Below are 14838 nucleotides of genomic sequence, written 5' to 3' on the forward strand. Positions count from 1 at the left end.
TTATATTTTTACCTAAAATATTATAACATGAAAATTTTTCTTATAGGTTTCATGGGTAGTGGAAAAACCACTATCGGAAAATCATTAGCCAGAAAACTTCAATATGAATTTATTGATATTGATTATTATATTGAAGAAAGAAAAGGGAAAAACATACAGGAAATTTTCGCCGAAGAAGGAGAATCCAAATTCAGAAAATTTGAACAAAAGATTTTAAAAGAAATAATTAAAAAGGATAATGCTGTAATTTCATGTGGCGGAGGAACTCCATGTTACAACAAAAACATGGAGTTGATTAACAAAAGCGGACTTTCGGTTTATATAAAATATCCGATAGGAAAATTAAAAAGCCGGCTATTGCCTAATATGAGGAAAAGGCCTTTACTCAATAATATTGGATCACCTGATGATCTGGAATCATTTATTATTTTAAAACTTAAAGAGCGCGAAAACTATTATCAAAAATCAAAATTAATTCTTGATAATCCTAAAGGAACAAAAGATGTTATTGCGCTGATAACTGATTTTATGAATAAGAATGAGAAATAGTTTTTCCTATTCGGTTTTTTCTTCTATTCTTCCTGCCGAAAAATAATAACGGGAATAATATGCTTCTTTCAAATCGCTTATGGTTACTGATTTTCCCCATGAGGTAGCATGGATGAATTTATTATTTGAAAGGTAAATACCTACATGTGAAATCCTGTAACGGTTTATTTTAAAGAAAACAAGATCGCCTTCTTTAAGCTCTGATTTTTTAATATGTTTAAGTTTTTGATAAATATCATTCGCGCTGCCGCTAATAATTTTATTATATACAATCTTATAAATCTGTGTTGCAAATCCTGAACAATCCGTTCCGGCTTTACTTCGTCCGCCATACCTGTATGGAACACCAAACCAGGTATAAACCTCGTTGTATAATTTTATATTACTAGTGGAATCAAAATGAATTCCTTTTGATAAAAAAAAATGATATCCTTTTATTGCTGTGGAATCGAAATATTCATCGTTACCTGACCTCAATGATTTCGGTACATTCAGGCTTACCGCAAATAATGGAATAATTGCAATGAATAAAATAAATAAATGTTTTTTTGATTTCATTAAAACAAAAATAGAATTATGATTTAAATAAACAATTCCAAATCGTAATTTCTGAATGTGTTTTAACTTTTTTTAACGAAATAAGAATTTTCATCCGAAGAAAAAACTTCCAACATTATAAATCAAAAATGATACTACCCATGCAAGTATAGTTGTGTAACCTATTACAAAATATGTCCATTTACGGCTTCCGGTAACTTTACGAATGGTGGCTATAGTTGCAATACAAGGTGTATAAATTGAAACAAAAAACATAAACGACAATGCAACCAGAGGATTAAAAACATTTTGGTCTTCGCGTTTTCCTGATAAATATTTTTGTGATTTAATACTACTGATCAAGTTTCGTTTATCATCGCCACTATGATGTTGCTGTTGATACAATTCGCTCAATGTTCCCACTATGGTTTCTTTTGCCGCTACTCCTGAAATTAAACTAATTCCCATACGCCAGTCAAAACCTAATGGATAAATTGCAGGCTCAATAAATTTCCCAATCATACCAATATATGATTTCTCAATATTTTTATTATCCGCATTATTCGGAAAATAACTCAGTAGCCATATAATTACTGATGCAATAAGAATGGCTCCTGTAATTTTTTTCAAAAATAACTTAGCATTGAACCACATATATTTTAATATTCTTTTAACAGATGGGATTTTTAATTTCGTTAATATGGTTTCAAATGATTCATTTGTTTTTCTGAAAAAATGTTTTTTAAGAATTAATGAAATAATTATTGCCAGTATGACCGACAATAAATAAATAAAAAATAATATGGTTCCCGGGTGTTTCGGGAAAAATGCAGAAATCAATAACACATATACTGTAAACCGTGAGCTGCACGACATCAATGGATTTATCAGAATGGTTATCAAACGTGAATTTTTATTCTCGATTTTTTCAGCTGTCATAATTGCCGGAACGTTACAACCAAACCCCATCACAAGAGAAATAAAAGATTTACCGTTCAACCCGAAAGGACGCATAAGGCTATCCATCACTATCGTTACTCTTGCCATATATCCCGATTCTTCCATTATTGAAAGCAGCGAAAAAAGGATAACTATATTGGGTAAAAATACGATTACTCCTCCTACACCTTTTAAAATTCCATTCACCAAAAGGCTACGTATTGCACCTTCAGGTAAAATTTTCAGAAATATATCTTCAAGAAAATAGAAAAAGTCGGTAAGCCAAATCATCGGGTAATAGCCCAAGCCAAAGGTTGCCTGAAATACCAGCCATATAACAATAATAAATATGACAACACCAGTAAGCTTATGATTTAAAATCATATCAACACGATTCATCTTTATTTATCTTTACTTATGCAAAAGTAAAATCTTATTTAGAATTATTCCAAATAAATATTCTTAAAATTTATTAAGACTTTATTTTTTCAAGAAGCGTAACATTCTCCACGTGCTGAGTATGCGGGAACATATCGACAGGACAGAATTTCACCAGATCATACTTCTCTTTTAATATTTCAATATCCCTTGCTTGTGTTGATGGGTTGCAGCTCACATAAACAATTCGCTGAGGCAAAATTTTCAGTAATTGCATTACAACATCTTTATGCATACCCATCCTTGGAGGATCAGTAATCACAACATCAGGCGCTCCATGCAATTTTATAAAATCATCATTCAAAACTTTCACCATATCGCCGGCAAAAAAATCTGTATTTGATATTCCGTTGATCTTTGAATTTTCTTTCGCATCTTCTACAGCCGATTGCACATACTCAATCCCAATAACTTTTTTTGATTTTCCGGCAATGAAATTTGCGATTGTTCCTGTTCCGGTATATAAATCATAAACCGTTTCATTACCTGTAAGACCGGCATATTCACGAACCATTTTATAAAGTTCATAAGCCTGGTTTGAATTCGTTTGAAAAAAAGAAACCGGGCTGACTTTAAAAACCAAATCTTCCATATGCTCTGTTATAAAAGGATTTCCTTTATATAACATAATTTCCAAATCGGTAATAATATCATTTCGTTTTGGATTGATAACATACATTAAAGAAGTTATCCCTGGAAAAGCTGATGAAATATGATCGAGCAATGCAATGCGTTTTTCATTATCTTCATGATGGAATACGATGATCAGCATCAGTTCACTCTGTGTTGTACGAATAATAATATTTCTAAGAAATCCATTTTGTTTCCGTAAACCGAAAAACTCATAATTATTTTTCAAAGCAAAAATTCTTATTTCATTTCTGATCGCATTACTTGGATGTCGCTGTAAGAAACATTCATTAATGTCGAGTACTTTATCAAAACGTCCGGGTACGTGAAAACCAAGACCATTCAACTCTTTCGGTGCATCGAAATCATCTTCATCGGTAAGAAAACGCCTGTCCGAAAAAGTAAATTCCAGTTTGTTACGATAATATTTCTGTTCATTGCATTTTAATATCGGGTGCATTATCCCATCGGGATTAATTCCTGCAATTCGCTGAATGCAATCCACTACATGCTTTTGTTTGAAATTCAGCTGAGCTTCATAAGAAAGATGCTGCCACTTACAGCCACCACAAATGCCAAAATGCTTACAAAAAGGTTGAGTTCTATTATCAGATGACTTTATCAGCTTTTCAATTTTTCCTTCAAGGAAATTTCTTTTACGTTTTGTAATTTTAACATCGGCAATATCACCCGGAACCGCTCCACTGACAAACACAACCATATCATTATGCCGTGCTACCGCCTTTCCTTCATCTGCAATATCAAGTATTTCCAGTCCTTCTATTATTTCATTTCTTTCATTCATTTTGTTCTTTCTATATTTTATGCAAATATAATCCGAGTTTATTTATCAATGAATTAATAAGTTTATTATTTCATTTATCTTTACCGAAAAAAACATGATCCGTTATTTTAACTTCTTTGTTTCACTTTTTGCACTTTGTATATTTTATTCAAATGCCTGCACACAGACCTCAGCACAATTGGCTGACAGCGGGTATTCAAAAATTATGGAAGGGAATTTTTCCGATGCCATTATTCTTTTAAATAAATCTATAGTAAAAGATGAAGGCAATGCTAAAGCCTGGTATTATACAGGATTAGCAAAGGCAAACGAAGGAAACTTTAACCAGGCGATTGTTTATTTCAATGAAGCCATACGCCTTGATTCAACAAATTATGATGCACTGTATAATCGTGGCGCTACATATTTTCATAATAAAAATTACGATCAGGCCATTATTGATTACTCCGATTTAATTCAAAAATCTCCGACATATTACCTGGCATACATTGGCAGAGGAAATATTTTTGCCATGCTAAAAAAAACCAGCGAAGCCATTTTTGATTATACCATGGCGATTAAAGCTAACCCCGAATCACAGAAAGCATATTTATACAGGGGCTCGGTTTACTACAACATAGGTAAAATAGAAGAAGCCTGTTCCGACTGGAACCTGGCAGCGGATAAAGGAAGCCCCGATGCAGAACCTTACATTAAAAAATATTGTACTCCTTATTTTGATTCACAAATAAGTCAATACGCTTCCCTGATAAAATCAAATTCCAATGATACCAATGCTTACCTTCTGAGAGCATACGCTTATTCAGGAAATAAAGATTATAAAAATGCAATAAGCGATCTTGATGTTGTAATTGCGATGAAACCTAATGATACTATTTCATATTATAACCGCGGAGTAATGTACTCTTACCTTTTTGAATATGAAAAAGCATTACATGATTTAAATAAAGCCATCGAACTCTACCCGAAATATACAGAAGCTTTTTATAACCGCGCTGAAATATTTTTCAAACAGGGAAATTTTAATTCAGCGATAGAAGATTACACTTTCGTAATCAACAGCATTGGCGGGTATTACCAGACATATCAAAAAAGAGGGAACGCGTATCTTAAAACAGGAAATAAAATAAAAGCCTGTGAAGATTTTGCAAGCTCATTAAAATATAATGATCCCGGCACACAAAACCTTATTGACAAAAATTGTAAATAACATATATATACCGACAGAAATGAGTTTTGCAAAAATATTTTTTGTTTTCTGTACGGTATAACTCGTTCTAAACAGTTTTGCCTTTGCAAACCTGATAAGAACGAGTATAAGTCAATCCCCTGTAAGGTGAAAATAAATTTTTCACATCTATATATCTACATATTCCCGAATACCCCGTAAATAAAAGGGAGACAACTATTTTTTTTTGAGTAAATAGTTTATATCTTTGCCGCAACAAGATTTTTTATTAACCATTTTTTAAAACACCATGTTATGGAAGCAGTAAAAGACACAATGTTATCAGAAAGAGCATTGCGCTACATTGAAATGGAAGACAAATTCGGCGCACATAATTATCACCCGCTACCTGTTGTATTAGCAAGAGCTGAAGGCGTTTATTTCTGGGATGTTGATGGAAAAAAATATTACGATTTCCTTTCAGCATACTCAGCAGTTAACCAGGGTCACTGCCATCCCCGTATAATTGATGCATTAGTAGAACAAGCAGAAAGAATGACGCTGACATCACGCGCATTTTACAACGACTGTCTTGGTGAATATGAAAAATATGTAACCGAATATTTCGGTTATGAAAAAGTACTTCCAATGAATACCGGAGCTGAAGGCGTTGAAACAGCCATCAAACTTGCCAGAAAATGGGGATATGTAAAAAAAGGCATCCCTGAAAACCAGGCAAAAATTATTTGCTGTGAAGGAAACTTCCATGGAAGAACAGTACTTGCTGTTTCATTATCAAACGATCCTGAATCGTATGGCGGTTTTGGTCCATTTGTTCCTAATATCGTTAAAATACCTTATAACAATGCTGATGCTTTAGCAGAAGCAGTTAAAGACCCTAATGTTGCAGGATTTATTGTTGAACCTATACAGGGTGAAGCCGGTGTTTATGTTCCCGATGACGGTTACCTTGCAAAATGTTTTGAAATATGTAAAGCAGCAAATGTTTTATTTATTGCCGATGAAGTACAAACAGGTATTGCACGTACAGGTAAAATGCTTGCCAGCGATTATGAAAATATCAAACCTAATATTGTAATCCTTGGTAAAGCAATTGGTGGCGGGGTATTGCCAGTTTCTGCTGTTCTTGCCGATGATGAAATCATGCTTTGTATAAAACCGGGTGAACACGGCTCTACATTTGGAGGAAATCCAATGGCTTGTAAAGTTGCAATAGCATCATTGAAAGTTGTAAAAGATGAAGAACTTGCTGACAGGGCATTTGAACTAGGAAATATCTTCCGTGATGAATTAAGAAAAATCGAATCACCCATGATACAGATGGTAAGGGGCAAAGGATTGCTGAATGCCATGATCATTAAACCTACAAACGGAATTGAAGCATGGGATGTATGTTTGAAAATGAGAGATAATGGTTTATTGGCAAAACCAACTCACGGTGATATCATTCGTTTTGCACCTCCTTTAGTAATAAGCGAAGGACAATTAATGGAAGCTGTTGAAATCATTAAAGAATCGATTTTAAGTTTTACAGCTTAATATTAATTTTAAAAATATACCGACAGAAAAGATTTTTGCAAAAATATTTTTTGTTTTCTGTACGGTATAACTCGTTCTAAACAGTTTTGCCTTTGCAAACCTGATAAGAACGAGTATAAATAAAATAAGCGCGCCCCGACAAAGTCGGGGTGCGCTTATTTTTTATATACTAACTAATTATTTCAGAATTGCGCAACCAGCCGTAAATTAAGCTGTCGGGGAGTTAAATAATTTGGAACAGGATATTGTTTTTCATCAACAGCCCTGATCCAAATATATGATATGGTATTATTGACTTGTAAAAGATTAAACACTTCCAGGGTTAACCAAATAGATTTGAAAAAACGAAAAGGATTATTTGGCTTAAGTATTTTTCCTTCACCTTTTAATTGCTTCGAAAATCCTATATCAACACGCCTGTATGCAGGAATACGCAAAGTGTCTTTATATTTCTCAACAGAAGGAGGTCCAAACGGAAGACTGCTTCCAAAAAGCAAACTAAGATGCATCTTATAAGTAGGGTTCTTGGGAAGATAATCCTGGAAAAACAAACCAAATGTAACACGCTGATCGGTAGGACGCGGAATATAGCCCGGTTCAATGCGGGCGCTGTCAGCTACAGCCTGGTCATTTGTTTGTCCTGATATAATCAGTTCTCCACTTTTATTGTAATATTCATAATAGTAATCGCCTTTAATATCTTCCATCGTTTTCATTACCGACAAGCTCGCCCACGATTCAACACCTTTCACAAATTCACCATTTACTTTCATATCAATACCTGTTGCAAAACCATGCGCTGTATACTCAGGCAAGTATCGTATTCTTACATTATCAACAGTGTAAGGAATAAGGTTGTCGAGAATTTTATAATACATTTCCGAAGTATATTTAAACGGACGATTCCATGCCAAAAAATTTAAAGTCCCTGACAAAACAAAATGTATGGATGTTTGCGCTTTCACTTCTTTATGCACCTCTCCTTCCATATCGCGCAATTCACGATAGAATGGAGGCTGGCTATAATAACCTGTTGAAAAACGGAAAATCACATCATGCTCCCAGTTGGGTTTATATGAGAATGCAGCACGCGGACTTAAAATAAATTGTTCGTTGAAATCCCAATAATTACCACGTAAACCGGCAGTAAGCGAATAAGATGAACTATCTGAATCAAGAAACCATTTCTGCTCATAATATCCCGAATAACGACGCGATAAAATATCGTTCACCGATTTTACAACATTCCTCATCTCGAGTGAAGAATAGGGTTGAATATCAGGATTGGTATATCCTACAGAATCTTGTGAATAAGGTATCGAATATCCGGCAGAGTCAAGCATTTCCCATTCGCTGATCTTATCATTTATTTCTTCCTGCTGAAATTTCAAACCCCAGTACTGTATAAGCTTCTCACCTATTTTTGAACCTTTATGTTCTAAATTGAAAACAGATGCATCCAAATAATTTCTCGCGTGATTCATAAATGTACCTATTCCAAGATTAGCTGTTGAATCGCCAAAATCATCTTCACCCATATTGACTTCAAGCTCGTTAAGCCTGTATTGCCCCTGTATATCGAAGGTTTCTCTTTCACTTGTACGAAATGCCGATGAAATAAATTTCAACTTAATATCTTTACGTGGTTTGTAATTAGCTGACACTGCTCCGAAATAGGTGATAAACCGGTCAACTTCCTGTCCATCGAAATAAACCATCAATCGCATAGCATTATTTAATGTTCCAAAATTGGTTTCACGTGTCTGCGGAATTACGTTGTATAAATTTCTTGCATAGTTCCCGAGAAAATCAAAATCCAGTTTTTCATTCACCATAAAATTCACATACGTTTGTACATCAGTAAATGAAGGTTTATAATCACCTTTGGTATCAAGGCTTTTCAAAATATATGAATTTGATTTTTGTCGCACGCCAAGCAAATATGACCATCTTGCATTCTTTGACAAACCTTCAATATTTGCAGAATAGCCAAGCAAGCTGCCTGAAACAGAACCGGCAAATTCTTTTGGTTTTTTATATTGAATGTCAAGAACCGACGACATTTTATCGCCATACTTTGCTTCAAAGCCTCCGGCAGAAAACTGGATATCCGAAACCATATCGGAATTGATAAAGCTCAATCCTTCCTGCTGACCTGAACGCACAAGAAACGGACGATAAATTTCAATGTCATTTACATAAACAAGATTCTCATCAAAATTCCCGCCTCTCACGGAATACTGGGAACTCAGCTCGTTGTTGGACGCAACACCCGGAAGTGTTTTTAATATGGCTTCAATTCCCCCGCCATATGTTGGAATAACCACAGCATTACTCGGGTCAATATTTATAAGAGTATTGGATACATTTTTATTATCTATTATATCGATTGTTTTAAAAACAGTGGTAGACTGAACTAATGAAGTATTATATTCTTTTTTTTCATTTACATGCAGAAATAACGGCAATGTATCCGATACACATCCTACATAAGTATAGTAAATAATAATATTTCTGTTAGCAGGAACTTTCAGTTCGTAATAACCGGACATATCGGTCAGTGTTTTATCTGCTTCTCCGTATACAGAAACCGTAACCTGCGAAAGCGGATTATTTTTTTCATCAAGCACCTTTCCATATACCAATGCTGTATTCTGTGCATTTAGCGCTATTCCTGAAATCAATAAAAAAAGTAGTATGCTAAGTTTTTTCAAAATCACAATCCCGAATTTCTATTTATCTTTTCTTTTAAATTTTCCTTCCTTCCATGCTTTTATGAACTGCGCCCAGGCAAAGGGATTCAGCAGGTTATTCGGCATATACTGACCGTTATAATAATTTTTATAAACCTGCTGGTTGACAAAATTCCTATAATTCATTGAACCATCCATAGGCATATTTTCCATTCGCTCTTTCATTTCAGCAAGAGCCAGGTTTTTCATTGCACGCTGTTCATCATCATTAGGGATTTGAGCTGTAACAAATGCTTTTTTAAACTGCTCAATGTTGGGCCATGGATATATTACTGTTTCGGAAAGGAATAAAGTATCTGCATTCATCATTTGTATGCAGGTATAGCGTTTCGAAACCAGGTTATCGGGGATTTTAAAATATACTGTTTTATATCCCAGGGCATTGAATTCAATTACATCTTTTTCTTTTGCCACGAACGAAAAGAATCCATCACGATCGGCAATTGTTCCGCTATGTGTTCCGCTAATGATGATGTTCGCATAAGATACAGGCTCAAGGCTGTCGTTAGTAATTACCACTCCCGAAAACTGAACTAATTTTTCGTCTTTTGTTATTGTGTCCTGTGCATGCATATTCGCAACCAAGCCGGTTAACAGAATGAGGGATATAAATCTTAACGCTATTTGCATGCTATTGAAAAACAAAACTTTTTTTTAAACGTAGTTATTACAAAATTATTTCTTTTACCGGATAAATAAAAAGATTAACATATAAAAAAAAAGCTGTTACCGAAAAAAGTAACAGCCTGATAAAAAATGTTTTTTAGGTTATTTTTTCAAAAAGCCTTTTTGACGAGCATCTTTAACAGCTACAGAAATACCATTTTTACTAATAGTACGAATTCCTGCTGCAGAAACTTTTAATGTTATCCATTTATTTTCTTCAGGGATAAAGAACTTCTTTTCCTGGAGGTTAGGATAAAATTTTCTTTTGGTTTTATTGTTAGAATGAGAAACTTTGTTTCCTACTATAACTTTCTTTCCGGTAATTTCACAAACTCTTGCCATAACTCAAATATTAAATAAAATTAGGGCTGCAAAATAAGTAATTTTATTTCAATAAAACAAATTTTTTGCAAAATTTATCTCAAAGGATTCCAGGAACTTATCATTTTTCGCTATTAAAGACACTTACCCGAAATCATTTTACTTACTTATGCCTTTAAGCAAAGGTACATAATATTTATTGGTAAACTTTAAAAGTCTTCTTAGACTTACTCTGTTGAAACCTTTAAAATTTGTAACTAATAAGTATGGATAAATATTAATTAACAGTAATATAATATTACTTATGCATTATTTTCTCGCAGATTTCCGCAAATTTATTCGCAGATTTTCGCAGAAACAATTTTTACTATTTTTTACTTTCCGCGTTCGCCGCGGCGAAATCAGCGATTTTTATCTGCGTTCATCAGCGAGAAATTTTTTTTAGCTCCCCATTCTTGCGCGTCTCCAGACGCGTAACTTATTGTACTGTTTTAATTTTTTAATCAATATTTATATTTCCTAAACATTTTATTCATGTACATCTTCACTCATCAATAAAAAACAAAAAACCAATTTATATTTTATTTCTTCCCTTCAAACTTACTTACACTATCCGGGCTGTTAGTGTATTTTGAAGGACATTTCAAAAGCATATCTTCGGCAACAAAAACACTATCGTTCATATGTCCGGTTACCACTACTTCATCAAGCCGTTCAAAATCGCGGGGTTTGGTTCCGTAATAAATTACATCTTCCGAATTATTTTTTTTATCTATCATCGTGAAGCGCAGCGATAAATTATTCAGTGTGGAATCGTAAGTGATCTTTTTCTGCCTGTCGAGTTTGCCAATTATCTGAACGGTCTTACCTTTATGCTTAGCTGCATCAGCAAAATCGGAATATGTATCGGCATCATAAACGGTTATTATCACAATTGCTATTGCAATAATTAAAACGATTATACCTATTATGCGGAATTTACTCATGATGATTCTCCGTTATTTTCTTTTCAAGCTTTCCTACTTTTTTATCGATCGCAAACAGGAATACAGCTATCCCAACGAAAACAACCGATAAAACAATTATTACAACATTTATACTTTCCATGATTAATTGTTTACTGAATTTTTTATTTTAATTATTCTTATCCTTACACTCAATATCCATATTGCAAAAAGTATCCAACCTGCTGCTGCAGGGAAAAATACCAGCGCCATATTTCTGCTCATAGTAAAAACAGGAATATCTGAATTGGCACCATCGCCAGGATGTATAGAACCTGATGATAATTTAGGAAGAATGAACATGAATAAGACCGTCAACACAAATGAAAAAATATTATAAACTGCTGCAATTCGTGCTCTTTTAATTCCTTCCGGTATTGCATCACGCAAAATAAAATAAGCGAAATACGCTATTAACGCCACTGCAGCGCCATTAAGTTTAGGGTCATTAAGCCACCATTGCCCCCATGTGAATTTGGCCCATATCGTTCCGGTAATAATTCCCAAAATTCCGAAAACCACGCCCACATTCACCGATTCGCAAGCAATCATATCATGATATAATTTTCCTGATGATAAATAACGAACACTGTTCACCACCGAAACAGCAAACATCACAATCATTGCAAACCACATGCACACATGAAAGAAAATATTCCTTATGGTCTCGCCCAGGTTTCCGATATCGGGAACTGTTACAGTGAAACCCGCAACTATAGAATAAAGTATCAGAACAACAGATAATATTTTCCACCAAAGTCCTTTCATATTAATCTCTCCATACGTAAGGAAATAATAATAATGATAATGCCCAGATTATCACATCAAGAAATAAAAGAATAAGCAAATAACGAAATGAATCGTAAAATGTATATGACCCGGGCATATTAGTAATTTTAATAAGCAGCAATAATAGCGGCAATATTAAAGGAAAACTCAACACTGCGACTAATGCAAAGTTTGCGTTGGTTTTTGCAGCTATTGCTGAAACCATTGTCAGTATTGAAGAATAACCAATGCTTCCCAGCACCAATGCCATCATAAATAATTCAATGTTTTCAGGAGAAAACGAAAGGAATAAAGCAAATACAAAAAAACATAAAAGTGAAATGATCAAAACAAGAACAGTATTGTAAATCATTTTTGAAACCAGTACTGCATTGGCTTTTGCCAGCGAAAAATAATAATGCCTGCGGCTTTCCGTTTCCTGGATAAAACTTTTAGAAACCGCATTTACCGAGGTAAACGTTAATATGATCCAAAACACTGCATTCAGGATTTTGAAACTAATCCCATCGATATTTTGTAATGAAAGGTAAGTAAAAAACACTGCCGAAAAAACATAAAGCAACACACTGTTTATTGCAAAACGCTGCCTCAGCTCAATCCTGAGATCTTTTGCTATCAGTGTATATACCTGTTTAAACATTTGTATTATTATTTCAGTAATAATTTTTATAACGAATATTCTACAGCTTTTTCAGGGATTTCAATATTATTAAACCCTTCTGCTTTTAATTTTTCTGCATATACTTTTTGTGTTTCATATTCGCCGTGAACAACAAAAACTTTTTTTATCTTTTTGGGATCCTGGCATTTCAATGTTTCAAGCATTTCTTTGTAATCACCATGAGCACTATACGATTCAAGAATTTTTACATCGGCCCTGACCTGGTGCTTAACGCCATATATTGAAACTTCTTTATCCCCATTTCTGATTCTTGCCCCGAGTGTGGTAGGTGCACAATACCCAACAACAAGAATGGTATTCTTTTTATTTTCAATATTGTTTGCCAGGTGATGTTTTACACGTCCGGCTTCCATCATGCCCGATGCTGAAATAATAATACAAGGGTCTTTAAGGCTATTCAGTTTTTTAGAATCATCTTCTGTTTGAACATAGCGCAGTCCGTTGAATCCAAAGGGATCGGGATCGTCTTTCATGAAGGCAAGAATTTCGCTGTTGAAACATTCGGGATGCATTTTCATAATATTCGTTGCGTTGACCGAAAGCGGGCTATCCACATAAACCGGGATGGTCGGCATTTTTCCGCTGAACGAAAGTTTGTTCAATGCATAAAGAAGTTCCTGTGTACGTCCCACACTGAATGAGGGAATGATCAGTTTACCTTTTTTCTGAAAACAAGTTTCAAGAACAATTAACAATAAATCCTGTTCTGCTTCTTCATAAGCGCTATGTAGCCTGTCGCCGTATGTGGATTCTGTAATTAAAATATCGGCTTGCGGAAACGGTTGCGGTGAGCGAAGTATGCGGCTGTGTAATCTTCCCAAATCGCCGGTAAATGCAATTTTAGTTTCTTTTCCATTCTCATTGATTGTAAGGTTTACAACCGAACTACCAAGAATATGACCTGCATCAGTAAATTTTAATTTTACTTCATCACAAACATTAAAAATCTTATTATACGAAATACTTACAAAATATTGCATTGCAGCTTCTGCATCTTTTTGTGTATACAGTGGCTCAACCGGTGGCAATCCCTGGAGTGCACGTTTTTTATTATGATGCTTCGTATCACTTTCATGAATTCGTCCGCTGTCGGCAAGCATTATTGCACATAAATCGCGTGTAGCATGATTGGAAATTATGGTTCCGTGAAAACCGCTATTAACAAGAAAAGGTATTTCCCCGCTATGATCGATATGAGCATGCGACAATATTAAATAATCAATATTAGGAGCGTAAAATCCCAGGTTCCTGTTTTCATTTTCAGTCTCCAAACCTTTCCCCTGGAACAGACCACAGTCAAGTAAAATGGTCTTACCGCTATCTAAAGTTATCAAATGCTTGCTACCCGTAACCTCGCGTGCTGCACCAAAAAATTGTATCTTCATAATCTTAAATTAATTTATAAAAACCTTTGTGCGGTTATATATTCAGCTAATTGTATGTCATACCGCGTGTAATGAGGCATCTGATATTGGATTCACGTTTCACTCTGAATAACAAACTCTTTTACCACACTACTTATACCGATTTGAAAAATAATATAGTCCAAACTTCATTTCAATTGTTTGTACTATTTATTTTTCTATCGGCATAACCAAAGTAAGAATTTGTAGTACGTCTTTGGACTATCTATAAATTCACTTTGGTATTATTTCAGAATGTAAAACTACTATTTTTATATGTTCAATCCAATTGTTAACTTAAAATAATTAATGGGCATTCAGAAACTGTTTAAATATTTTATTTTCTAATTACAGTATCAGTAAAAATGCCACAAAGCGCTATCCGACGTGGTGGACACAAAATTACACAAAACTGCTAATTATGACAGAAAGCTTTATTTTAGTATGTTCGTCGCATCAAACTTCGTGAAGACTCTGTGATACTTCATGTAATTTCTCACTTTATTATTACACAGAGCTACACTGAGAAAAAATAGAGAACCGCAGAGAAAAGAATGAATATATCTTTTAAAAAAGCTATTTTTGAATTTAATC

Annotated in this window: 14 protein-coding genes; 3 read left to right on the plus strand and 11 right to left on the minus strand. The window is 34.3% G+C overall.

Annotated elements, in window-relative coordinates:
• The first annotated feature begins 27 nt into the window (after positions 1–27).
• Entirely contained in the window at positions 28–549 is a 522-nt protein-coding gene (locus PKK00_00100) for a shikimate kinase (protein ID HNW96790.1), read from the plus strand.
• A gap of 6 nt (positions 550–555) precedes the next feature.
• On the opposite strand, the gene PKK00_00105 is transcribed toward PKK00_00100, so the two are convergent.
• The 3 genes from PKK00_00105 to rlmD all read right to left on the minus strand — a co-directional run bounded on the left by PKK00_00105 (position 556) and on the right by rlmD (position 3898).
• Positions 556–1107, minus strand: coding sequence for a C40 family peptidase (locus PKK00_00105; GenBank protein HNW96791.1), 552 nt, complete (start codon positions 1105–1107; stop codon positions 556–558).
• A 90-nt stretch (positions 1108–1197) separates the two neighbouring features.
• A complete protein-coding gene (gene feoB / locus PKK00_00110; GenBank protein ID HNW96792.1) occupies positions 1198–2424 on the minus strand; it encodes a ferrous iron transport protein B in 1227 nt (408 codons plus the stop codon).
• Between the two features lie 73 nt (positions 2425–2497).
• Positions 2498–3898 (minus strand): 23S rRNA (uracil(1939)-C(5))-methyltransferase RlmD, encoded by a 1401-nt coding sequence (rlmD, locus tag PKK00_00115; GenBank protein ID HNW96793.1) that lies wholly within the window; start codon positions 3896–3898, stop codon positions 2498–2500.
• Positions 3899–3992: 94 nt separating this feature from the next.
• Here rlmD and PKK00_00120 point away from each other — a divergent pair, with 94 nt between their 5' ends.
• Together PKK00_00120 and rocD are read left to right on the plus strand one after the other, a co-directional pair.
• Positions 3993–5108: a tetratricopeptide repeat protein gene (locus PKK00_00120; protein ID HNW96794.1), complete on the plus strand. Its 1116-nt coding sequence runs from the start codon at positions 3993–3995 to the stop codon at positions 5106–5108.
• A 273-nt stretch (positions 5109–5381) separates the two neighbouring features.
• The gene (gene rocD / locus PKK00_00125; protein HNW96795.1) at positions 5382–6626 is read left to right on the plus strand and encodes an ornithine--oxo-acid transaminase; all 1245 of its coding nucleotides are present in this window, start codon (positions 5382–5384) and stop codon (positions 6624–6626) included.
• A gap of 182 nt (positions 6627–6808) precedes the next feature.
• On the opposite strand, the gene PKK00_00130 is transcribed toward rocD, so the two are convergent.
• The 8 genes from PKK00_00130 to PKK00_00165 form a co-directional block, all read right to left on the minus strand.
• The gene (locus PKK00_00130; protein ID HNW96796.1) at positions 6809–9346 is read right to left on the minus strand and encodes a carboxypeptidase-like regulatory domain-containing protein; all 2538 of its coding nucleotides are present in this window, start codon (positions 9344–9346) and stop codon (positions 6809–6811) included.
• A gap of 12 nt (positions 9347–9358) precedes the next feature.
• The gene (locus PKK00_00135; GenBank protein HNW96797.1) at positions 9359–9952 is read right to left on the minus strand and encodes a carboxypeptidase-like regulatory domain-containing protein; all 594 of its coding nucleotides are present in this window, start codon (positions 9950–9952) and stop codon (positions 9359–9361) included.
• 195 nt (positions 9953–10147) lie between these two features.
• Positions 10148–10387 (minus strand): 50S ribosomal protein L28, encoded by a 240-nt coding sequence (gene rpmB / locus PKK00_00140; protein ID HNW96798.1) that lies wholly within the window; start codon positions 10385–10387, stop codon positions 10148–10150.
• A 560-nt stretch (positions 10388–10947) separates the two neighbouring features.
• On the minus strand, positions 10948–11352 hold the full coding sequence (locus tag PKK00_00145; protein ID HNW96799.1) for a cytochrome c maturation protein CcmE: 405 nt from the start codon (positions 11350–11352) through the stop codon (positions 10948–10950).
• Positions 11345–11473 carry a CcmD family protein gene (locus PKK00_00150; GenBank protein ID HNW96800.1) on the minus strand — a complete coding sequence of 43 codons (129 nt, stop codon included), beginning with the start codon at positions 11471–11473 and terminating at the stop codon, positions 11345–11347. Before PKK00_00150 ends, PKK00_00145 begins: the two co-directional genes overlap by 8 nt.
• 2 nt (positions 11474–11475) lie before the next feature.
• The gene (gene ccsA / locus PKK00_00155) at positions 11476–12138 is read right to left on the minus strand and encodes a cytochrome c biogenesis protein CcsA (GenBank protein ID HNW96801.1); all 663 of its coding nucleotides are present in this window, start codon (positions 12136–12138) and stop codon (positions 11476–11478) included.
• A 1-nt stretch (position 12139) separates the two neighbouring features.
• Positions 12140–12799 (minus strand): heme exporter protein CcmB, encoded by a 660-nt coding sequence (locus PKK00_00160; GenBank protein HNW96802.1) that lies wholly within the window; start codon positions 12797–12799, stop codon positions 12140–12142.
• 26 nt (positions 12800–12825) lie between these two features.
• Complete coding sequence (locus tag PKK00_00165; protein HNW96803.1) at positions 12826–14226, minus strand: MBL fold metallo-hydrolase; 1401 nt, start codon at positions 14224–14226, stop codon at positions 12826–12828.
• Positions 14227–14838: the final 612 nt, after the last annotated feature.

It is taken from the genome of Bacteroidales bacterium, assembly GCA_035353855.1.
Taxonomy (GTDB): domain Bacteria; phylum Bacteroidota; class Bacteroidia; order Bacteroidales; family CG2-30-32-10; genus DAOQAK01.